This window comes from Streptomyces sp. STR69, assembly GCF_024519455.1.
GTDB lineage: Bacteria > Actinomycetota > Actinomycetes > Streptomycetales > Streptomycetaceae > Streptomyces.
Genome location: NZ_JALJRY010000013.1, coordinates 1 through 22,078, shown reverse-complemented (window position 1 = coordinate 22,078; position 22,078 = coordinate 1). Strand labels below are relative to the sequence as shown.

At 68.9% G+C, this 22,078-nt stretch carries 18 protein-coding genes and 1 pseudogene; 6 read left to right on the top strand and 13 right to left on the bottom strand.

The window, feature by feature from the left end; translation table 11 throughout:
* Window positions 1–74: 74 nt before the first annotated feature.
* The gene (locus tag OC490_RS24200) at window positions 75–1,292 is read right to left on the bottom strand and encodes an Ig-like domain-containing protein (protein WP_262060085.1); all 1,218 of its coding nucleotides are present in this window, start codon (window positions 1,290–1,292) and stop codon (window positions 75–77) included.
* 288 nt (window positions 1,293–1,580) lie between these two features.
* On the opposite strand from OC490_RS24200, the gene OC490_RS24195 reads away from it, so the two are divergent.
* Window positions 1,581–2,018 (top strand): DUF6153 family protein, encoded by a 438-nt coding sequence (locus OC490_RS24195; RefSeq protein ID WP_262060084.1) that lies wholly within the window; start codon window positions 1,581–1,583, stop codon window positions 2,016–2,018.
* A gap of 75 nt (window positions 2,019–2,093) precedes the next feature.
* Window positions 2,094–3,725, top strand: coding sequence for a multicopper oxidase family protein (locus tag OC490_RS24190; protein ID WP_262060083.1), 1,632 nt, complete (start codon window positions 2,094–2,096; stop codon window positions 3,723–3,725).
* Between the two features lie 280 nt (window positions 3,726–4,005).
* Here the strand turns inward: OC490_RS24190 and OC490_RS24185 are convergent, their stop codons facing one another.
* From OC490_RS24185 to OC490_RS49360, 4 genes are all read right to left on the bottom strand, one after another.
* Window positions 4,006–4,815 (bottom strand): C40 family peptidase, encoded by an 810-nt coding sequence (locus OC490_RS24185; RefSeq protein ID WP_315986696.1) that lies wholly within the window; start codon window positions 4,813–4,815, stop codon window positions 4,006–4,008.
* Between the two features lie 986 nt (window positions 4,816–5,801).
* Window positions 5,802–6,308 (bottom strand): IS30 family transposase, encoded by a 507-nt coding sequence (locus tag OC490_RS49370; RefSeq protein WP_315986703.1) that lies wholly within the window; start codon window positions 6,306–6,308, stop codon window positions 5,802–5,804.
* On the bottom strand, window positions 6,308–6,673 hold the full coding sequence (locus tag OC490_RS49365; protein WP_315986704.1) for a hypothetical protein: 366 nt from the start codon (window positions 6,671–6,673) through the stop codon (window positions 6,308–6,310). The genes OC490_RS49370 and OC490_RS49365 overlap by 1 nt, the downstream gene beginning before the upstream one ends.
* Complete coding sequence (locus OC490_RS49360) at window positions 6,642–6,938, bottom strand: hypothetical protein (RefSeq protein ID WP_410098907.1); 297 nt, start codon at window positions 6,936–6,938, stop codon at window positions 6,642–6,644. Before OC490_RS49360 ends, OC490_RS49365 begins: the two co-directional genes overlap by 32 nt.
* A 220-nt stretch (window positions 6,939–7,158) precedes the next feature.
* Here OC490_RS49360 and OC490_RS24175 point away from each other — a divergent pair, with 220 nt between their 5' ends.
* Entirely contained in the window at window positions 7,159–7,776 is a 618-nt protein-coding gene (locus OC490_RS24175; RefSeq protein WP_262060081.1) for a TOPRIM nucleotidyl transferase/hydrolase domain-containing protein, read from the top strand.
* Window positions 7,777–7,829: 53 nt separating this feature from the next.
* Window positions 7,830–8,378 (top strand): annotated as a pseudogene (locus tag OC490_RS24170) (VOC family protein); the annotation flags it as partial.
* 111 nt (window positions 8,379–8,489) lie between these two features.
* On the opposite strand, the gene OC490_RS24165 reads toward OC490_RS24170, so the two are convergent.
* From OC490_RS24165 to OC490_RS24145, 5 genes are all read right to left on the bottom strand, one after another.
* A complete protein-coding gene (locus OC490_RS24165; RefSeq protein ID WP_262060080.1) occupies window positions 8,490–9,680 on the bottom strand; it encodes an XdhC family protein in 1,191 nt (396 codons plus the stop codon).
* Between the two features lie 121 nt (window positions 9,681–9,801).
* Entirely contained in the window at window positions 9,802–11,985 is a 2,184-nt protein-coding gene (locus OC490_RS24160; RefSeq protein ID WP_262060079.1) for a xanthine dehydrogenase family protein molybdopterin-binding subunit, read from the bottom strand.
* Window positions 11,986–12,100: 115 nt separating this feature from the next.
* Complete coding sequence (locus OC490_RS24155) at window positions 12,101–13,096, bottom strand: FAD binding domain-containing protein (protein ID WP_262060078.1); 996 nt, start codon at window positions 13,094–13,096, stop codon at window positions 12,101–12,103.
* A complete protein-coding gene (locus OC490_RS24150; protein ID WP_262060077.1) occupies window positions 13,093–13,587 on the bottom strand; it encodes a (2Fe-2S)-binding protein in 495 nt (164 codons plus the stop codon). The genes OC490_RS24155 and OC490_RS24150 overlap by 4 nt, the downstream gene beginning before the upstream one ends.
* Before the next feature lie 135 nt (window positions 13,588–13,722).
* Complete coding sequence (locus tag OC490_RS24145; protein ID WP_262060076.1) at window positions 13,723–14,811, bottom strand: alkene reductase; 1,089 nt, start codon at window positions 14,809–14,811, stop codon at window positions 13,723–13,725.
* A 160-nt stretch (window positions 14,812–14,971) separates the two neighbouring features.
* On the opposite strand from OC490_RS24145, the gene OC490_RS24140 reads away from it, so the two are divergent.
* On the top strand, window positions 14,972–15,595 hold the full coding sequence (locus OC490_RS24140; protein WP_262060075.1) for a TetR/AcrR family transcriptional regulator: 624 nt from the start codon (window positions 14,972–14,974) through the stop codon (window positions 15,593–15,595).
* 689 nt (window positions 15,596–16,284) lie between these two features.
* Here OC490_RS24140 and OC490_RS24135 read toward each other — a convergent pair.
* Window positions 16,285–18,594 carry an MMPL family transporter gene (locus OC490_RS24135; RefSeq protein ID WP_262060074.1) on the bottom strand — a complete coding sequence of 770 codons (2,310 nt, stop codon included), beginning with the start codon at window positions 18,592–18,594 and terminating at the stop codon, window positions 16,285–16,287.
* A gap of 397 nt (window positions 18,595–18,991) precedes the next feature.
* On the opposite strand from OC490_RS24135, the gene OC490_RS24130 reads away from it, so the two are divergent.
* Window positions 18,992–20,638 carry an MFS transporter gene (locus tag OC490_RS24130; RefSeq protein WP_262060073.1) on the top strand — a complete coding sequence of 549 codons (1,647 nt, stop codon included), beginning with the start codon at window positions 18,992–18,994 and terminating at the stop codon, window positions 20,636–20,638.
* A 92-nt stretch (window positions 20,639–20,730) separates the two neighbouring features.
* Here the strand turns inward: OC490_RS24130 and OC490_RS24125 are convergent, their stop codons facing one another.
* Both OC490_RS24125 and OC490_RS24120 read right to left on the bottom strand, forming a co-directional pair.
* Window positions 20,731–21,351 carry a hypothetical protein gene (locus OC490_RS24125; RefSeq protein WP_262060072.1) on the bottom strand — a complete coding sequence of 207 codons (621 nt, stop codon included), beginning with the start codon at window positions 21,349–21,351 and terminating at the stop codon, window positions 20,731–20,733.
* 143 nt (window positions 21,352–21,494) lie between these two features.
* Window positions 21,495–21,698, bottom strand: a complete 204-nt coding sequence (locus OC490_RS24120) for a CBS domain-containing protein (protein ID WP_410098903.1) — start codon at window positions 21,696–21,698, stop codon at window positions 21,495–21,497.
* Between the last annotated feature and the right edge of the window lie 380 nt (window positions 21,699–22,078).

The window sequence follows — 22,078 nt, the reverse complement described above, 5'->3', positions numbered from 1 at the left end:
GGCCTGGGTGGACCTCCAGATGAAGGTGAGGGACCGACGAGTTGCCGGAGCTGGGGTAGAGGGAAACCGGCGCGTCAACTCAGGGCGCTGCCCTTCTTCCAGGTGGTCCAGTCGACGTTCCAGTCGCCGTAGCCGTTGTTGGTTGCCACCGTGTCGACGGAGTTGAAGACGGTGACCGGGTCGCCGAGATGGACCTGGTCGTAGAACCAGTTGGCGTCACTCGTGCTCATGCCGATGCAGCCGTGACTGCCGTTGACCACGCCGAACTTGCCTGCGTTCCACGGCGCCGCGTGGACGTACGTGCCGGACGGGGTGAGCTGGACGTCCCACTTCACCGTTCCGAGGTTGTACGCCTCGGGGCCGAAGATGCCGACGGTCGAGGAGTTCATGCGGATGGTCGGGACTTTGCTCAGCACGACCATCGTGCCGTTCCAGGTCTCGAAGCCCTTCTTGCCGGAGGAGATCTTCAGGGTTCGCAGCGTCCGGCCGTTTCTCGCGACCGTCATGGTCTTCTTGTCGACGTCGACGGTGCTGATCACGGCGTCGCCGATGGTGAAGTTCACGACGCGCTGCTGAGTGCCGTACACGCCGCCGCCAGCGTCAACGCCCGCGAGGTCCATGTGCAGGGTGACGTCCGTGCCGGTCTTCCAGTACTTCTCGGGGCGGTAGTCGACACGATCCTTGCCGTCGCGGTCCTTCATCCAGCTCCAGGAGCCCTGAACCGCGGGGGACGCGGTGACCTTGAGCCTCCGTTCCACCGCCGCCTTGTCGGTGATCGGCTTGTTGAAGGTGATCGAGACCGGCATCGCGACGCCGACCTTCGTGCCCTTGTCGGGGTAGTACTCGCCGACGAAGCTGTTCGTGGCCGCCTCGGTGGTGAAGGTGGCGGTCTTGTCGAGGACGGACCCGCCGGACGCCTTGCCATCGGCCGTCACCGTGTAGGTGGCGCCCGGGGCGAGCGGGGTCGTGGAGGTCCACACGGACTTGTCCTTCGACCAGGTGCCGGAGAGTGTGCCCGGGCCAGGGGATGTGACCTCGACAGTGGACAGGGAGCCGCCCCGGGCGCGCACGGTGACCTTCCGGTCGACCGGCACCTTCGTGTCGCCGTCGCCGGGTGCCACGGCTATCGTGGCCGGTCCGCCGTTCTTCCCGTCTCCGGCCGCCGTGTCCGAGCCGCTGTCCGCTGTGCCGCCACCGGAGCTGCATGCGGCGAGGACGACGGCGGCGGCCGAGGCGAGCGCGAGCGATCGCGCGGTGCGGCTGACCGGCCGCGCTGGCAGGCGCTGTCCCATGATGCTTCCCCTTATTCACCTAATGATCTAAGTAAGTTCGTAGACGATCGACGGACCCTTTCGGTTCCCACTCGTCGGCCTGCTGTCGGTGCCGATTGCAGCGTGTGTCAGACTTCTTCCGCGGCTACTAAAATTCTTCGTAGTCTCGCCGGTTCCTCTGTGCAAGGTGATATCGCTCGGAGAGATTCCGGGACTTCGGGCCAGGGAGCCGAAGGGTGAGCATCCCAGTACCCCCTGGGGGTAGGATGCCGACTTCGGTGATCGGTAATCACGACACAGGTGGAGATCATGGCGATCCGGACAGCGCGCGGCGGAGGCGGCACAGCCGTCCGCTGGACGTACGGGGTGTTCCTCACCCTCTGCGTCGCGCTGGCCGTGCTCGTCCACCACGAGACGTCCGCGATGGGCACGTCGTCGTCCATGTCGGGGTCGGTCCATGCCGGGCACGTGATGCCGGGTTTGGCCCAGGCTGCACACGTGATGGGTGGCGATGAGGCGACGGTCTCGGACGGCTCCTCGCACGACGTCGAAGACGACGGGTGCGCCATGCCCGGCATGCAACACTGCGCCTCGGCGAGCGTCGACACCGTGCAGCTCGCCGTACCGGACCAGAGCTCGTTCGACGCTCTGGTGACCCTGCGGCAGGCCGCGGCGGGACGCACACCCGCCGCCGCGGTCGGTCGTGCTCCGCCCGATCTCTCCGTCCTCTCTCAACTGCGTCTGTAGGCCGCGCCGGACGGCGCGCGATGTGCCGTCCCTCCGTGACCACATCGGCAGTTGCGAAACAGAGGACACAACGCAATGAACGGCATCAACCGACGCTCCGTCCTGCTCACCGGCCTGGGAGCCGCCGGAGCGGGCCTGCTTGCCGCCTGTAGCAGTGGCTCCGGCTCCGGCGGCGGCAACGCCCTGGTCAGCCCCACCGCCTCGGCCGTCACCGCCGCCGACATGAAGCGCAAAGCCACGGGACGGCGGAAGAAGGTCACCCTGACGGCGGCACCCGCGATGATCGACCTGGGCGGCGGGGTCATGCCCAGGACCTGGGCCTTCGACGGCCGCACCCCCGGCAGGGAGGTCCGGCTCTCCGCCGGAGACACTCTCGTCGCCGAGCTGTCCAACCAGCTCCCGAACAAGACCACCACGTCGATCCACTGGCACGGCATCGCGCTGCGCAACGACATGGACGGAGTGCCGCCCGCCGTCCAGACCGCCGTGCGGGCCGGTTCCACCTTCACCTACAGCTTCATCGCCCCCGACCCCGGCACGTACTTCTTCCACCCGCACGTCGGCGTACAGCTCGACCGCGGGCTGTACGCCCCGCTGATCGTCGAGGACCCCAGGGAGCCGCTGTCGTACGACGACGAGTGGGTGGTCCTCCTCGACGACTGGCTCGACGGCGTCACGGGCACCCCCGACGACGCCTTCGCCGAACTCCGGCGCGGCATGGCCGACATGGGGGACATGAGCGGCATGGACATGGGCGGCAGCCCGAGCCCCGGCAGTTCGGATGCCGGCATGGGCAACATGGGGGACATGGGCGGGATGGACATGGGCGGTTCCGCCTCCCCGTCCGCCCCGTCCGGCGACATGTCCAAGAAGTTCATGCTCACGGGCGCCGTCAGCAAGCTGCTCGGCGGAGACGCCGGCGACGTGAAGTACCCGCACCACCTGATCAACGGCCGGGTGGCCGCCGATCCCGACGTCTACACCGGCAAGCCCGGCAAGAAGGTGCGCCTGCGGATCATCAACGCGGGCTCGGACACCGCCTACCGGGTCGCCCTCGGCGGTCACAAGCTGACCATCACCCACACCGACGGCTTCCCGGTCCGGCACCAGGAGGTGGACGCCCTGCTGGTCGGCATGGGCGAGCGGTACGACGTCCTCGTCACCCTCGGAGACGGAGTCTTCCCACTGGTGGCTCTGGCCGAGGGCAAGAACGCGAGCGGGCTCGCCCTGGTGCGCACGGGGTCGGGGAGCAGGCCGTCCGCGACGGTCCGCCCGACCGAACTCGACGGCATGATCATGTCGGCCTCCCAGCTGCAGGCCGCCGACGGCGTGCGGCTCAAGTCCGCCAAGACCGACGTCACGCACCAGATCAAGCTGACCGGCAACATGATGAAGTACAACTGGTCCATCAACGGCAAGCAGTTCGACATGAACAATCCCGAGGCGCACCCGATCGTCATCGAGGAGGGCCAGCGCGTACGGCTCGACTTCGTCAACACGACCGAGATGTGGCACCCGATGCACCTGCACGGCCACACGTACCAGCTCGGTACCACCGGCCCGCGCAAGGACACCGCGATCGTGCTGCCCAAGAAGACGGTGTCCGTGTTCCTCGACGCCGACAACCCGGGCCAGTGGATGCTGCACTGCCACAACGCGTACCACGGTGAGGCCGGCATGATGGCGAACGTCGCCTACAAGGCCTGACGCTCTCCGCTCATCACCCGGGTGCGCTCATCGGTTGGCGGTGAGCGCACCCGCACCAGCGTGTATACGAAGGCTGGGCCCAGGAGGCGGGCGCGAAATCCCCCTGGCGGGACGCGAGTTCATGGCGACGACCCTAGCCGCTGGTTCATGGCCCACCGGTGGGCGCGGTAACACCTGACAACGCCGGACGCCATCGGCGCTGCCTCGGCATGCGCGAGGGCCACCTTCCCCGGACACGGTACTGTCCGGGGAAGGTGGCCCGTTGTGACATCGGCGTGCGTCAGAGCACGCGGACCGCGCCGGTCGGCGGGTCCCAGGAGAGGGGCCTTTCGACGATGCCCGTGGACGGGTTCTCAGCCCCTACGAAGTTGCCACCACCGACGTAGAGCGCCACGTGGTAGGCGCCGCTGCCGGCGGAGCCCCAGTAGAGGATGTCGCCCGGCTGGAGGTTGCTCAGCGAGACCGGGGTGCCCGCGGTCGACTGGTCCTGCGACACCCTCGGGAGGCTGATGCCCGCCTGCTTGAACGCGGCTTGGAGCAGGCTGGAGCAGTCCCAGGAGTTGGGGCCGGTGGCGCCGAGCACGTAGGCGTCGCCGATCTGCGCCTTGGCGAAGGCGATGACCGCGGCCGCCGAACCCGTGGCCGTCGACGAGCTCGTCGAGGCGCTGGAGGTCGTGGAAGTGGCCAGCGTGGTCCGCTCGGTGCTGCGGGAGGTGGCCTGCTCGGCGGCGGCCTTGCGGGCCGTCTCGGCCTTCTTCTTGGCCTCCGCCTTCTTCTTCGCGCTGGCGAGGTCCGCCTTGGCCTGCTTGGCGGCATTGGCCGCGGCCGTGTCGCGCTCCGCCTGCAGCTCGTAGTTCGCGGCGGCCTGCTGTGTGGCGTCCGCGGACTGGGCGACCTGAGTGGCCAAGTCCGCGGTGAGCGTGGGCAGTTCGAGGGTCTGCGTCACCGGCTCGGCGGCGTTCGCCGCGCCGGACGCTCCGGCCATTGCGAGGGTGCCGAGGACGCCACTGGCAACTCCGGCCCGCACTGCCATTCTCGACGTGTTGCGGCTGGGTTTCCTGTGGCTTGGTATCTGAGCGGTGTGGGGCATGGGGCAACTGGTACCAGGGTCTCCCTCGTATCTTCAAGGAACGTGTGGTGCGCCACATGTGTCCAGCGTGCACCCCGAATTCCGGCTACGTCGCTCCTTATTGACGCCATAACGGGCATTGCGGGCCCCGCGCGCAAGCCTTCAACTAAGCACCTTCGTTGTTAGGTCCGAATTGCGACTGCCTTATCACTGACCAGGGTTGGTGGCCAAGCTCGGTTCCTTCGGGCCCGAGGGGCATGTGACACAGGTCACGAATCGCATCTTGCTGTGGCCGCGATTTGTGGGGAGGTTCGATCGCCGGGTGAGCTCCGGTTGGCGGTGGGTACGCCCGAGGCGCGTCGCGCGGTTCTCCGGTTGGCGTGCGACCCCGATTATGCAGGGCGAGCTGGGTGGCGTGCGGCCCTTGACGACGAAGTCGAAGTGCCGCGCCCCGTCGATGGTGAAGCCGGCATGGCGTACGGACCCTGCATCGCGCGGATTCCGCGCTCTGTACGAGGCCCGCGGGGGTGGGACCAAGCCGTAGCCGCCGCTGATCGCGGGGGACTCGCAGTCGTCCGCGTGCCGAGGGTGCTGGCGCCCTCGTCAACCCTCTGTCGTCGTCAGTTCTGTGCCAGGGCCCGCAGGATTTCGTCGGCGAATTCGGGGGGCGGCGAATGAACCGCCCCGGGACAGTCCGGAGTCTCCATTCGAACCGGGGCGATTCAGTCCCTTCGCACAAGGTCTTCCGGCTGCGCTGCGACTGGGCCAAGTTCGACGAGCACCGCATGTACGTCCGGCGCGGGCGGGAAGGACGGATCGCGGTCACGGTTCCTGCTGGCTGGGACGCCGAAGCTTGACGGAGTGTGCCCACGTGGCCTCGAACGAGTCTGTTGGCCCCAGCAGAACGCTTGGGTTCTAAAGGTGGTTGCAACACCTGACCCTGCGGGGTGTTGCGATGGCCAAGCCGCGTCGAACGGCGGATTCCAGTCATCGTCGCAACACGGTGATCATTCCAGTGTTGCGACGAGCTTAGCGAAGAGGTTCGCTGGGGTGTTCCAGTTGAGGGTCTTGCGGGGGCGGCTGTTGAGTTCGGCGGCGACGAAGGCGAGGTCCTCGGCGCCGAAGACGGACAGGTCGGTGCTCTTGGGGAAGTACTGGCGCAGCAGGCCGTTCGTGTTCTCGTTCGAGCCGCGTTGCCAGGGGCTGGCGGGCTCGCAGAAGTAGACGGGGATGCCGGTGGCGCGGGTGAACTCGTCATGCCGACTCATCTCGCTGTCCTGATCCCAGGTCACCGAGCGGGCCAGCTCGGCGGGGAGGTCGCCGAGGGCGTGTACGAGCGCGTCGCGGACCTGCTTGGCGCCCCGGCCACCGGGCAGGTGGAGGAGTTTGACGTAGCGGGTGGACCGGTCGACCAGGGTGCCGATCGCGGACCGGTTACCCTTGCCGACGATCAGATCGCCTTCCCAACTGCCCGCTATTTGACGGTCGTTGAGCTCCTCTGGGCGGTGGCTGATCAGGGTGCCGGGGTCGATGAACCGGGTGGCGCGCTCGTCGGGCCGGCGGCGTCGACGGCGAGCGGGCCGGCCGCTGTGCAGGACGCCGGGGTGCGCTCCAGGCCGCCGCGGTGCGGCAGATAGACGGCCTGGTAGACGGTCTCGTGCGCGAGATGCCGCTCGGGCTCGTCCGGGAAAGCGGTGCGCAGGGCCTGGCAGGTCTGCTCCGGGCTCCATCGCCGGTCCAGACGCTGCTGGATGAACTCCTTCAGCTCCGGGTCACGCCGTATCTTGCCCTCCTTCGAGCGGGCGCGGCGTACGGCCGCCCGGCGCTGCGCCTGGAAAGGGTGGTACTTACCGGTGCGCGGGTCGCTGTTGCGCCGCACCTCCCGGCTGATCGTGGCCGGGCTCCCGGGCGATCGCGCACAGCGAGTTCCCGGACCGGAGCAAATCGGCGATGACGAGCCGCTCGTCCTCGGCAGGGAAGCGGTCTGAAGTCCCGTCGCGATGCCGCTCCTCGGTGATCGGCGCGTAGACGCGCTCACGCCCGGTCCGGTCGACTTCCTTGCGTCCGTACCGCCAGCGAGTCCCGGTCCTGCGGTTGATCCCGACCTCGCGGCACGCCGCCGAGTTGCTCATCCCTTGCGCCATGAGGCGAAGGTAATGATCACGCTTGTCCGCCAACGGAGCAGGTCCGCGCTTCTTCGATGTTCGACGCGGCTTGGCCATCGCAACACCCCGCAGGGTCAGGTGTTGCAACCACCTTTAGAAGCCAAGCCGGAAGAGCGGGGCCAGTTCAAACCGTTAACGCCACCTGAGGCCGTCGAATAATCCCGTGCCATGCCACCGGTGGACATTACAGACTCGCCCCATGGCGGACATGAGGGCGTTCCAGGATGCGGTCACCAGCTGGGCGACGGGCGGTCCCGACGGGCCGGCGCGCGATCTGGCGGAAAGCCTGGGGGCACGGACCGCGGTGCTCCTGGAAGGGCTGAGCGATCTCGCGGCCGTCGAGGCGCTGGCCGCCCGACGTGGCCGGGACCTGGCCGCCGAGGGAGTGTGTGTCGTGCCGATGGGCGGGGCGATGAGCGTCGGCCGCTATGCCGGGCTCCTCGGGCCGCCCGGTCTCGGTCTGCGCCTGACAGGACTGTGCGATGAGGGCGAAAAGGGCTTCTACGAGCGCGGCCTGACACGGGCGCAGGCACCGCTCCAGGACATCTACGTATGCACCGCAGATCTCGAGGACGAACTCATCCGAGCGCTCGGCACGGCAGAAGTCGAGGAGATCCTCCGTGCCGAGGGCGACTTCCGTGCCTGGCAGTCCTTTCAGCGTCAGCCCGCACAACAGGGCCGGCCCCGGCATCAGCAGGTGCGGCGCTTCCTCGGCACGAAGAAGGGCCGCAAGATCCGCTACGGCCGTCTCCTTGTCGAGGCTCTCGCACCGGACCGGACACTGCCCCCGCTCGACGGGCTCCTCGCGAACCTGTGAGGCCGTGAACGGACTGCCGTTTCGGCCGCCTGCTCCTACCGGGACACCTACGGATGACTTCTCGATTACACGCTCTCTGCTTCGATGCGCACGACCCGCTCCGTCTCGCGCGCTTCTGGGCGGACTTTCTCTGCTGGGAGACAGCAGAGGACTCCTCCGACGGCATCACACTGCTGCCCAGCGATGACACCGGGTTCCGGCTCCGTTTTCTCCTGGCCCAGGAGCGGAAGACAGGCCAGAACCACATGCACTTCGATCTGACAAGCACGTCCCTCGACGACCAGAAGCAGGTGGTGGAGAGGGCGCTCCAACTCGGCGCCCGCCACATCGACATCGGTCAACGCCCGGAGGAGGGGCATGTGGTGCTCGCCGACCCCGAGGGCAATGAGTTCTGTGTCATCGAGCCGGGCAACAGCTTCCTCGCCGAGTGCGGATTCATCGGAGCGCTGGCGGGCGATGGTTCGCAGGAGACCGGGTACTTCTGGTGCCGTGCACTGGGCTGGCCATTGGTCTGGGACCAGGACCAGGAGACCGCGATCCGCTCACCGCACGGACGTCCGAAGGTCACGTGGGGTGGTCCACCCCGTAGGGCTCAGCGAGGTGTTCGAGGGGGGCGCCGCCAGTGATGTGTGCTACCGGTAAGTGATCGACACCGCAAGCTTCTGAGATCGGCCGTGCGAATGAGAGCCTTGGCGGATGTTCTGACAGGGCCCTCAGACGGACAGCGCACCGGCGGGTGCGACACCTGCCGTCAGGGCGGGTGAGGTGTTTGCGTTGACGTGGAGGTCGGTTCGGTCGTGGTGGATCGGCAGGTGCGAGCCGCTCAGGGGCAGGCCTGTTCCGCTGTGGCGGGTGGCGATGATCTCGGCGGCGATGGACAGGGCGGTCTCCTCGGGTGTGCGGGCGCCGAGATCGAGGCCGATGGGGGAGTGAAGGCGGGTCAGTTCGGCTTCGGTCAGGCCGACTTCGCGGAGTCTGCGGTCTCGGTCCTGGTGGGTGCGGCGGGAGCCCATCGCGCCGATGTAGGCGGCCGGCAGCCGCAGGGCCGTCTCCAGGAGGGGTACGTCGAACTTGGCGTCGTGGGTGAGGACGCAGAGCACGGTGCGGTCGTCGGTCGGGGTGCGGTGGAGGTAGCGGTGCGGCCAGTCGACCACGATGTCGTCGGCCTCGGGGAAGCGTGACCGGGTGGCGAAGACGGGCCGGGCGTCGCACACCGTGACGTGGTAGCCCAGGAACTTGCCCACGCGTACCAGGGCCGCCGCGAAGTCGATGGCGCCGAAGACCAGCATGCGGGGCGGCGGGACGCTTGATTCGACGAACACGGTCAGGTCGGGATCGCAGCGGGTTCCGTCCTGCGCGATGTCGAAGGTGCCGGTGCGGCCGGCCTGCAACAGGGAGCGGGTTTCGTCGACGACGGCGCGGTCCAGGTCGGGACGTCCGCCGAGTCCGCCGTCGTAGGATCCGTCCTCACGGACCGTCAGCGGCCGTCCGAGGAGCTCTGCCGGGCCGCGGATCACGCGGGTCAGCGCCGCCGCCTCGCCCCGGGCGGCGGCCGAGAGCGCCGTCTGGAATGTTTTCCGGCCGGGCGCGTCGGCGGGTATGGGCGTGACCAGGATGTCGAGGACACCACCGCAGGTCAGGCCGACGGCGAAGGCGTCCTCGTCGCTGTAGCCGAACCGCTCGCGCACCGCCTGGCCGTCCTTGAGTGCCTGGGTGCACAGGTCGTAGACCGCGCCTTCGACACAGCCGCCGGAGACCGAGCCGATGGCCGTGCCGGCGGCGTCGACGGCGAGCGCGGCGCCCGGACCTCGCGGGGCGCTGCCGCTGACGGCCACGACAGTCGCCACCGCGAAGGCCCGGCCTTCCTCGAGCCACCGGGTCAGCTCGTCCGCGATGTCCAGCATGGCGTTTCTCTCTTGTGGTGGTCGGATGGCGCGGATCTGCCACAAGGCGGCTCGGTCCCTCGTCGGGCCGCAGACGCCCGGACGGGCACGGCGCGACGAGGACTTTTTGACCGCGGTCGCTTCAGAGCAGTTTGTCCAGCGTGATCGGCAGGTCCCGAACCCGCTTGCCGGTCGCGTGATACACGGCGTTCGCCACGGCCGCACCGACACCCGTGACACCCACCTCACCCGCGCCGAGGATGCCGAATGGCGTGTTCGGATCCGGTTCGTCGAGGAAGGACACGTCGATCGGTGGGATGTCGGCGTGCACGGGGACGTGGTACTCGGCCAGGCTGGGGTTCATGATCCGCCCGTTGCGCGGGTCGACGAGGGTCTCCTCGGCCATCGCCAGGCCCAGACCCATCACGATGCCGCCGCGCACCTGGCTGGCCGCCGTCTTCGCGTTGATCACCCTGCCGATGTCGAACACGCCGACCCACCGCGACACCCGCGTCTCACCGGTCTCCGCATCGACCTTCACCTCGCAGAACTGCACACCGGAGGCGGCCTTGATCAACCGCTGGGCCCCGAGCAGGAAGCCCGGGAGGAAACGTGCCCGCCCGGCGATGCGGCCGAGCCGCGTCTCGGATCCGATTTTGGCTTCGACGTGCGGCACCTTCGCGCGCCGGAGAATCTCCTCGTGGCTGTCGCCGCCGGTCTTGCGGGCCATGGACTTCAGCGTCTGCTTCAGCTCCTCGCACGCCTGCAGCACACTGGCGGCGGTGCTCGCGGTCTGGACGGAGGAAGCGGCGGCCGGCCCCATCGGCAGATCGGAATCGCCGTACTCCACGCGGACGGCGTCGAACGGCACACCCAGCGCGTCGGCCGTGATCTGGGCCTGGGCCGTGGCCGCGCCCATGCCCATCTCCTGGAAGGCGCAGCGCACCAGTACGCTGCCGTCGGCCGACAGACGGACCGTGACGTTGACCGGCATCGAGAGTGCTGGGTGGAACGCCGTGGCCACGCCCGTCCCGACCAGCCACCGCCCCTCGCGCGTCGAGCGCGGTTCGGGGTTGCGCTCGTGCCAGCCGAACTGCTCCGAACCCAGCGCGTACAACTCCGACAGTTTGCGGTGGGAGAACTTCTTCTTGCCGTCGATCGGGTCGACCGCGGTGTCATTGCGCAGGCGCAGCTCGATCGGGTCCATGCACAGCTCGTAGGCCAGTTCGTCGATCGCGGACTCCAGCGCGAAGGTGCCGATCGCCTCGCCCGGCGCCCGCGTGAAAGTGCTGGGCAGCAGGTCGAGTTGGACACGGTCATGCCGGGCGAGGATGTTCTCGGCCGCGTACAGATGCTGGGATGCGGAGGTGACCTGTTCGAAAGTGCCTCCGATCGCGCTGGCGCGGGTGATGCTGGTGTGCAGCAGCGAGGTCAGCTTCCCGTCACGGTCCGCTCCCAGCGCGAGCCGCTGGATGGACGGGGTGCGTCCGCCGACCGTGCGGTAGACCGCCTCCCGCGAGAGCACCAGCCGCACGGGCCTTTTGGTCGCCCGGGCCGCCAGCGCGGCGAGGATGGTGCCGGGCCAGATCTGGAACTTGCCGCCGAAGGCGCCGCCGACGAAGGGCGCCAGTACCCGTACGTTCGTCCTGGGTACGGAGAACCGCAGCGCGAGGTGGGTGCGGAACCAGTCGATGGACTGCGTCGCGTCGTGGACGGTGAGACGGTCGCCGTCCCAGACGGCGATGGTGGAGTGCAGCTCCAGTGCGTTGTGGCTGTGCTGCGGGGTGGTGTACCGCAGGTCCAGCGACACCTGCGCGTCAGCCAGCGCCGCCTCCGCATCGCCCCTGGTTGCTCCCTGGGGGAAGAACGAGTCGTTCGGTTGCGGCTGTGCGTCTTGTTCGGACCCCTCGAAGTCGACCAAGGACTTGGTGACGGTGTACTCGGCGCGCACCAGCGCGGCTGCCTCCCGGGCGGCGGCGGAGGTCTCCGCGACGACCACCGCGATCGGCTGTCCCTCCCAGTGCACCTCGTCGTTCTGCAGGTAGTTCACCGTGGTCCCGGAGAACAACGCGGTGAAGTTGAATGTTCCGGCCTTGGGCGCCGGTTTCATGGGGGGCGCGTTGAGGTGGGTGAGGACGGCGATCACGCCCGGCACCGCGCTCGCCTCGTCGCTGTGCAGGGCGGTGACCCGGCCGCGGCTGATGGTGGCGTGCACGAGTACGGCGTGCGTGAGGCCGGGATAGGAATGCTCGGCGGCGAACTTCGCCGCACCCGTCGTCTTGACGCCGCCGTCGACACGGTCGAGCGGTTGTCCGATCGTAGTCATGCCGCCGTGCCTTCCTCAGTACGGCCCGGGTGCACGTCACGCGGAAGCCGCGCGGGCCGGGCAGGGATGGTTGTCACGCTGACTGGGCGTGAACTGGTCGCCTTTGAGTTCGGCATCAGGCGGCGCTCCCCTCGGTCAGCAGCCGCCTCAGGGTCGCCACGATCGTGCGCCGTGCGAGTTCGATCTTGAAGGCGTTCTGCGGCCCGCCTTCTGCGGCGGCGAGTTCTGCTTCCGCCGCCCGTCGGAAGGCTTCCTCGGTTGCCGGCTCACCGAGCAGTACCCGTTCGGCTTCGGTGGCGCGCCACGGTTTCGTGCCGACACCGCCCAGCGCCAGCCGCACCTCGCTGACCACCCCGCCCTCGACGGCCAGCGCCGCGGCGACGGAGACGAGGGCGAAGGCGTAGGACGCGCGGTCGCGGACCTTGCGGTAGCGCGAGTGCGCCGCGGCCGGCACCGGCGGCAGCTCGACGGCGGTGATCAGCTCGTCGGCGGCGAGCACCGTCTCGAGGTGGGGCGTGTCGCCGGGCAGCCGGTGGAAGTCGGCGACCGGGATCCGCCGGACACCGTGCACGCTCTCCACTTCGACCACCGCGTCGAGCATGACCAGCGCCACCGCCATGTCCGAGGGATGCGTCGCGATGCAGTGCTCGCTCGCCCCCAGCACCGCACTGCCGCGGGAGAACCCGCCGATCGCGTCACAACCGCTGCCGGGCACACGCTTGTTGCACGCGGAGGCCTCGTCGTAGAAGTACATGCAGCGGGTGCGCTGCAGCAGGTTGCCTCCCACGGTCGCCATGTTCCGCAACTGGGCGGAGGCCCCCAGCAGGATCGCCTGCGCCAGCACCGGATAACGGGTCCTGATCAGAGGGTCCGCCGCGAGACGGCTGTTGGTCACCAGTGCGCCCACGCGGATGGCGCGGTCCGGGAGTTCCTCGATCCCGGTCAGCGGCAGGCGGGTGATGTCCACGACCGTCGCCGGGTGCTCGATGCCCTCCCGCATCAGGTCGACGAGGTTCGTTCCGCCCGCGAGGAACTTCACGTCGTCAGAGTCGGCGATCGTGCGCAGCGCCGTGGCCGTGTCCGGTGCGCTGAGGTAGGAGAACGGCTTCACTTCGCGACCTCCTTGATCGCCGAGACGATGCCGTTGTAGGCGCCGCAGCGGCACAGGTTGCCGCTCATCCGCTCCCGGATCTCCGTCTCGTCCAGCTGCCCGCCGGTGTCGGCGAGGTGCTCGGTCGCCGCGCTGGGCGCGCCTTCCTTGTGCTCGGCGAGCATCCCGATCGCCGAGCAGATCTGGCCCGGGGTGCAGTAGCCGCACTGGAATCCGTCCGCGCGGACGAACGCCCCCTGCAGCGGGTGGTCGACCCCTTCGATGGTGGTGATCTCACGGCCCTGGTACTGCACCGCCAGGGCGAGGCACGCGTTGATCCGCCGACCGTCGGCCAGCACCGTGCAGGCGCCGCACGCGCCCTGGTCGCAGCCCTTCTTGGTACCGGTCAGGCCCACATACTCGCGCAGCGCGTCGAGCAGACTCACCTGCGGCGCGACGTCCAGCTTCTGGGCGGATCCGTTGATCCGCAGCTCAATCTCCACCGTGGTCATTCCTCCGGTTGACCCGAGGGCTCGTTCTCTTGAGGGGGGCGCCATCAGGCACAGGGCTGGATCAGAAGGACTCTGGCCTGCGGCCTGGAACCCGTGCTGCCTTGTCACGCTCGCGAATGGTGATCTTTGTTCAGGTCACGCGCTGTCGGCGGGCAGCGTCGGGTAGTCGGTGTAGCCGCGGTGGTCGCCGCCGTAGAAGGTGGCCGCGTCGGGGGTGTTGTAGGGGCCGCCGGCTGCGAGGCGGGCGGGGAGGTCCGGGTTGGCCAGGAACAGCGCGCCGAAGGCGATGATGTCGGCGGTGCCGTCCTCGATGTGGGCGAGAGCGCTGGGGCCGGTGGTTTCGGGGTGGGTGAAGGGGTTGAGGATGAACGCCGTCGGCCAGTCCTTGCGCAGCCGGGTGGTCAGGTCGCGGTCCGGGCTCTCGACCAAGTGCAGGTAGGCGAGGTCCAGCCGGGCGAGAGCGGCGGTGAGGGTGGTGTAGGTCTCCAGCACGTCCGCCGGGTCCGTCTCGGCGATGTCGTTGTAGGGGTTGCCGGGGGCGATGCGGAAGCCGGTCCGGTGGCCGCCGATCGCCTCCGCGACCGCCGTGGCGACCTCGATACCGAAGCGGGCCCGGTCCGCGGGGCCGCCTCCCCAGCTGTCGGTGCGCAGGTTGGTGTTGGGAGCGAGGAACTGGTGGATCAGGTAGCCGTTCGCCCCGTGGATCTCCACGCCGTCGAAACCGGCGGCGATCGCGTTGCGTGCGGCGTCGGCGTAGTCGGCGATCGTCCGCGCGATGTCGTCGGGGTCCAGTTCCTTCGGCGTGACGTAGTCCTGGGGGCCCTGGTAGGTGAACACCTGGCCCGCCGCCGCGACGGCGGAGGGGGCGACCGGGATGAGCCCGTCGGGCAGCAGGCTGGGGTGGCCGATCCGGCCGGTGTGCATCAGCTGCGCGAAGATCGTGCCGCCCTGGGCGTGGACGGCGTCGGTCACCTTCCGCCAGGCGTCGACCTGCTCGGCGGAGTGCAGACCGGGGGTGTTGGTGTAGCCCTGGCCGACGACCGACGGCTGGATGCCCTCGGTGATGATCAGGCCGGCGCTCGCACGCTGGGCGTAATAGGCGGCCATCAGCTCTGTCGCCGTGGCAGCGGGAGCATCGGCGCGGCTGCGGGTCATCGGCGCCATCGCGATGCGGTTGGCCAGCGCCTTGCCGCTCAGGTCGATCGGGTCGAATGCGGTGGTCATAGCAGCTCCTTCGGGGAATGGGTCGGGTGACAGAGGCGGGCGACAGCCTGGCGGCGTGCAGGGTTCGCAGCACTGCGTTCGTAATGAAGCCTCCGGTCAGAGACTCTACACCTAATTGAGATTGAGTCTCAAGATGAGTCGTAGCTGTAAGATTGCTCGCATGACCGACTCCGCCAGCACCGCCGACCCCACCCCGCCGAAGCCACCCGGTCTGCGTGAACGCATGCGGGCAACAGTCCGGGCGGAAGTCACTGAAGTAGCGCTCCGGCTCTTCACTGAGCAGGGCTTTGGCCGGACGACCGCCGACCAGATCGCCGCCGAAGCCGGACTGTCGCGCGCCACCCTGTTCCGGTACTTCGGGACAAAGGAAGACATCGTGCTGGCCGGCCTGGAGGGCGATGCCCAGCAGGTCACGGAAGCGCTTGCCGCCCGCCCCGACGAGGAGCGGCCCTGGGTGGCGCTGCGCCGGGCCTTCGACGTCCTGGTACGGGTGAACGAGGAAGCACCCGAGCAGACGCTGAGCTTTCTGCGCCTGCTGCAGGAGACGCCATCACTGCGCGCCCGGCACTTCGAGAAGCAGCTGCAGTGGCAGGAACAGATGGTGCCGGAGATCGCCAGACGACTGGAAGCCAGTCCGGGCTGGCCGGAGGATCCCAGGCCGACCGCGCTGGTCGCAGCCGCCCTCGCCTGTCTGGACGCGGCCGCGAGAGGATGGGTGGCCTGCGAGGGCACTGTCTCCCTCGCTGTCCTGCTCGATCGGGCCATGGGCGCACTGACGGAGTAACCGGCCGCCCAAAGCCGGCGACCGGCGCTCGCCGACCGGGGCGGCGAGCCGCGGCTGTTCCGTGCGGAGTGCAGGACTTCGGAGAGGCCACCGCCGAGCTGTACCTGACACTCCGCCAGACCGACGTGCGGGCCGGACTGATTTCTTCGGCCGGAGCCCCACCGCTGCAATGTCACGGGTTCAATGGGCGGCGTGCGTCCATGGTCGAGAGGTGAAGCCGCGCGGCCGGCGGCGCAGGGTGGAGGCGGCACCGCGGGGGATCGGTGCCGCCTCCACCAGCAGCCTCTCCCACGAACGACCGTGGCCCCAGGTCCCGTTGGTCCCGGCGAGGGGCTGACCGGCCCTGCACCTGCCGGGCCGCGACCCCTTCCGCCGGCTGTCCGGTGCCGGGGAAAGTCGCCCACCGAGGGGCGCCCGCGGACGAGCAGGAGCAAGTGGAACGACCGGACATGGCCATGGCGACCACTTCGTGGAAGGTGCCGAGAGACGAGTCGAGCTACCCCTCGCGCGGTGAAGCACACCGTGTGGTCCGCTGAGCGGAACCGCCCACGACATTCGGATTTCTCCGGATCACCCTTCGACTGGCACCGCGTCGTCGGCGCGGAGGTCTTCCGATGGGTCGGAAAGGATCCGCGGACCTGTCACAACGAACATCCGAACCCGAATCGCGGTCCTGGTAGGGGCGGTGGTCATCGGCGGTGATCTCGTTCCCGGCGCCGATCGGTCGCAGCGCTGGGGGCCGATTCCGTACCGGCCACGGGGTGGACCGGTTCGTGGACTTCGTCCCGTTGTGGGTTCTCGGGCCCGGCCGGCGGTGGGGTGTCGGTGGGTGCCGGTTCGGCGTGCCGGGAAGGAAGGGGCAGCCAGCTGGGGAGGTACCAGGTGCGTTCGCCGAGCAGTGACAGTACGGACGGCAGCAGCACGCCTCGCACGATGGTCGCGTCGAGCAGGATGGCCACGCCGAGTCCGACGCCCATCTGCTTGAAGTCCTGCATCGACAGGGTGGCGAGTACTCCGAAGACGGCGACCATGATGATCGCCGCGCTGGTCACCACGCCCGCCGTGCTGCGGATCCCGCGTGCCACGGCTTCCTGGGTGGGCGCACCGGCGTCGTGCGCCTCGCGTATGCGGGAGACCACGAACACGTGGTAGTCCATCGACAGGCCGAAGAGGATGACGAACGAGAACAGCGGCAGCCACGACTCGATGGCACCGACGGCGTGCGTGCCGACCAGGGTGGCGCCCCAGCCGTGCTGGAAGACCGCGACCATGACGCCGAAGGCGGCGGCGACCGACAGCAGGTTCAGCAGGATCGAGACGGCGGCGATGGTCAGCGAGCGGAACGACAGCAGCATCACGAGGAAGGCGACGGCCATCACGAACACGAACACCGGCACGATGCTGCGGCGCAACTGGGCGTTGAAGTCCATGGAGAACGCGGTGTCTCCGGTGACGTACGTCCGCGCCCCGGAAACCTTTCCCAGGGTCTGCGGTATCACGTCGTCGCGCAGCACCTGTACCGCGCGGCGCGAGGTGCTGTCCGACCCGTTGCCCGCCAGCGGCACGCTGATCTCGACGACGTTCTGCTTCGGGTGTGTGGTGACCTGGACGGGCTGGTTGACCAGCTTGGTGTCCAGTGCGGTGGCGGTGAAGGCGGTCAGCGCCCGGCGCACCTGCGGCGCCTGGACGTCATCGGCCTTGACCACGACGTTGGCGGGGCTGGCACCGCCGGGGAACGCCGCGCTGATGTGACGGTACGTCTGGATGAGGGCCGTGTTCGACGGCAACTGCTTGTCCAGGCTCAGCTTTTCGGTGTGGATGCCGAGCACCGGGACAGCGAGCAGCAGCAGGATGCCCCCGGAGGCCGCGGCGGAGATGCCCGGGCGGGCCAGCACCGGGCGCAGGACCGCTCCCCAGACCCGGCTGCCGCTCTCAGGACGGCGCAGCCGCCCCAGACCCGGCACGCGGCCCCATTCCACCCGGTCCCCGAGCAGCGACAGCAGTGCGGGCAGCACGGTCACCGAACCCAGCATGGCGATGAGGACCACCAGGATGGTGCCCACCGCGAACCCGTCGAAGAGCTGCATCCCGGACAGGAACATGCCGGACATGGCCACCACGACGGTCAGGCCGGACACCAGTACCGAACGTCCGGAGGTCGCCGCGGCGATGCGCAGGGACGCCTGCGGGTCGCGCCCCTTCCCTCGCTCTTCGCGCTCCCGGCGCAGATAGAAGAGGCAGTAGTCGACGCCGACGGCCAGGCCCAGCAGCAGTACCACCGAGCTGGCCGAGCTGTCGACGTGCATGCTGTGGCTGATCAGCGCCAGCAGACCGTTGGCGGCAAGGAAGGCGGTGATCGCCAGCCCGACCGGCAGCACCGCGGCGAGCAGGGCGCCGAAGGCCGCGAGCAGGATGCCCAGCGCCAGCGGAACGGCTGTCAGCTCGGCCCGGTGGAAGTCCTTGAGGATGGTGTCGTTGAACCATTTGTTGGCGCTCGCCTCGCCGAACTGTTCCACGCGCATGCCCGGGTGGGCGGCCCGTACCTTGTCCACCGTGTCCAGCACCGGCTGGACCCGCTTGTACGCGGTGTTCGCCTTGCCGGTCATGGAGAACTGCACCAAGGCGCTGTGCCGGTCGCCGGAGATAAGGCCCGCCGTGGTGTACGGGTCGCGCAGACCGGTCACCGCTCCGGTGGCCCGGACTCCGGACACGAGTTCCCGCACGGTCGCCCGGAACCCGGCTGCGTCGGCGATGTCGGTGTCGCTGTGCACCAGCACCATCTCGTCCGCGGGCGGGATGAGCCCCTTCTGTTCCAGGACCTGCCACGCCTGGGCGGACTCGCCCGCCGCGTACTCCTGATCAGTCATGTGCTGTTGCCCCACGGCGCTGCCGATCAGCATCGCCGCCGCCACTACGGCCAGCCAGCCCACGATGGCGATGGCGCGGTGCCGGGCGCTCCAGCCACCCAGCCGTGCGGCGAGATTCTCCCTGCCTGTCATCGAAGTCCCCCTGTGAGATCTCCACCACGCAGCGCCCCCCGGGGCCTTGTGCGCGCAACGCGACATCCTTGCCCCCACCCTTCGGCGGCCGACGCGCACGTGCCATGGGCCGAAGGTCCCGCGGCGGCAGGCCGATCGGCGGTGAGGGGTCGTCCCGCGCGCACAGCCCGAATCGCGAGATGGTCGCCGTGATCCCGAGACGATCACTGTCACGGTCCAGCTGTATTCGTGGGGCGCCCGGAATCCCGACAGGCCCCTGTGCGCGCCGTGCCGTTCGGCCCGCTGCGTAGGGACCATCCGGCCCCAGCGCGCGCCCTCGAGGTAAAGGGACATTGATTGCGTAACTCAACGACCGGCTCGGCAGATCTCTCGCGTCGCCCCTGAAGGGACAAACATCGTGGCGATCCAAAGGCACCCGTCCCACCGCAAGGGATTCCACCTCCCGTGGCATGGCAACGGGCGTCCTACCACCGCATCCGGAGAATCCGACACGACCGGAGAAACCACGACCGGGGAGACCCACTCCGATGGCCCGGCCAGCGGGACCGGCAGCACATCGGCGGGCCACACCCCAAGCACGTCCGTAGTCGTCGGCGAGGGCAACCCCAACCAGGCTCGGCGCTGGTGGATCCTCGTGGTGCTCGGCGTCGCCCAGTTGATGGTGATCCTCGATTCCACGATCGTGAACATCGCACTACCCTCGGCCCAGCAGGACCTCGGCTTCTCCGACAACCAGCGGCAGTGGGTCGTCACCGCCTACGCTCTCGCGTTCGGCAGTCTGCTGCTGCTCGGCGGGCGGATCGCCGACCTGTTCGGCCGTAAGCTGACGCTGGTCGTCGGGCTGGCCGGTTTCGCCGTCGCCTCCGCGCTCGGCGGCGCCGCCACCAGCTTCGGGATGCTGGTCACGGCCCGGGCCTCCCAGGGGCTGTGCGCCGCGCTGCTCGCCCCCGCCGTCCTCTCCCTGCTCACCACCACCTTCACCGTGGCCGCGGAGCGTGACCGGGCGTTCGGCATCTACGGCGCCATCGCCGGCGCCGGCGGCGCATTCGGCCTGCTGCTCGGCGGAGTGCTCACCGAGTACCTCGACTGGCGCTGGTGTCTGTACGTCAACCTCGCCTTCGCCGCCGTCGCCCTCGCCGGCACCGCGGCCCTGCTGCCCCACACCCCCGTCGAAGGGCGACCCCGCCTCGACCTGCCGAGCACCGTCACCGCCAGTGCCGGTCTTTTCGCCCTCGTCTATGGCTTCGCCAACGCGCAGACCCATTCCTGGAGCGCCACGAACACCTGGGTCTTCCTGCTGGTGGGCGTCACACTCCTGACCGTGTTCGTGATCCGGCAGACCAAGGCCGCCCACCCCTTGCTGCCCCTGCGGATTCTCCTTGACCGCAACCGCGGTGGCGCCTATCTGGCCATGTTCGTCATGGGCGTCGGGATGTTCGGGATCTTCCTGTTCCTCACCTACTACCTGCAGCAGAACCTCGGATTCTCTCCCATCCGAACTGGCCTGGCCTTCCTGCCTCTGGTCGGCGCGACGGCCGTCGCCGCCACCTTCGCCACCAGCTTCCTGCTGTCCCGCACCGGCCCCCGCGTCCTCATCGGCGCCGGTATGCTCACGGCCGCCGGCGGCATGCTCTGGCTGACGGGAATCACCCTCCACAGCTCCTATGCGGCCGACATCCTGGCCGCCCTCGTCGTCACCGGCATCGGGCTCGGCACGGCCATGGCGCCGTCGGTGAACACCGCCACCAGGGGTGTCGCCTCCCACGACGCGGGCGTCGCCTCAGCCACTGTCAACGTCGCCCAGCAGATCGGGGGATCCCTCGGCATCGCCCTGCTCAGCACCGTCGCAGCCGATGCCGCCAGCAGCTACACCAAGGGCAGGGCCCCCACCCCCGACACCCTCGCCAATGCTGCGATCCACAGCTACACCACCGCTTTCGCCTGGGCCGGCGCCATCTTCGCCATCGGCGCCGTCCTGTGTGGCCTGCTCGTCCGCCCTGGAGCACCAGATACCGCCGACTCCACCGCGGCAATCTCCATGTAAGCCTTCTCAGGGGGTACACCGGACCGGATCGATCGGCTTGCGGGATGGTCCGGCTCCGGGCGGTGCCCGGAAGGGCCGCCGCAGCCGCTCGTTCAGCTCGTGGGTGGGAGGTTTTGCAGGGTGTGTGTGCGCCAGTGGTCAGGGCTTTTGCGGCTGGCTCGGGCTTCGGCGTCGTCGTGGCCGAAGCGTCGTTCGAACTCGGCGAGTAGGTGTGTGAGTTCCTCGATTCCGTGCGGGATGTCGCCGGCTGCTGCGGCCCAGTGGGCGGCGCGGCTGCGGCAGGCGAGGGTGGCGTAGGCGTGTTGTCCCAGGGCTGTTTCGCTCGCCTTGGCCAGGTCGTGGAGCCGGGTGGCGGCGTGTGGGTCGCCCGCCATGCCGGTCCAGGTGTAGAGCCGCCGGTGCAGGGACACACGGATGACGCTCGTCTCGTGGCTGGCGGTCTCTTGCAGGCGCACGACGTCGTCGAGGATGTGGACGGCTTCCGCGGGATCTCCCAGATGGCCGTTACAGGATGCGAGGTTGACCCGGGCGAAGAGTGCTGTGAGGTGCACGGTGCCGTGCCGGTCTTCCACTACGTGCTGGAGCTGACGGAACAGTTCCGCAGCCTCTTCATGGCGTTCGGCCTCTTGCAGTGCGTAGGTGAGTTGGGCGAGCGCGGATTGATGGTCTTTCGTGCGGACAAAGCGCGGATCGTCCAGTAGTCGGCGCAACACCGCGATCTGCTCGTCCCGTCGGCCAATGCGGCCCAGGCAGTAAGGGCTTGCAGATCATTAATACGTCGTCTTGATCTTGTTGTGGGGCTCGCCGGTTTGAGCGAGGACCCGAGCGTGGAGGGACGCGAGAACGACGGGTGGCGTCATCGCCGGCGGGATGACGATGCTGTCCGCCTCGCGGCTGTGCGTGCCTGATCGAGCATGAGGTCGGTGCCGGAGACGACCCCGAACACCCGCTCGTCGCCGTCCACGACGGGTAGGCCGCTGATCCTGTGGTGGGCAAGGAGACGGGCGACCTCCTTGAACGGAGTGCCGAACTCGACGCACACGACGTAGCCCGTCGTCACGGAGCCGATCTTGCTGTGTCGCAGGGCTGCAGGTCCCTCAGCTCAGCTAGCGGTTGTCGCGCACGATTGCCATGCTTTCTCAGCCATGGCCGTACGCATACCCGCAGGTACCCCGCCATCCCGCTGCCCAGCCTCAACACACAGTGCATCGACACCTGTAGCTGCCGTGTACTAACTAGTGCGTTTCTCCTTCCATACCCGTGGCCTTGCCGAACAGCAGGCCAAGTCGGTTGCGCAGTAGGGGCGCCGGGCGGCTGCGTGCGCGGAGTGTGGGATGCCGGACGCGGCGGGACTGTGCCCGCAGTGCACGTACCGGCGGAGCACGGACCTGCTGGTGGGGGAGGCCGTAGATCTGGTCGTCGCGGTCCGCGCGGACCTGA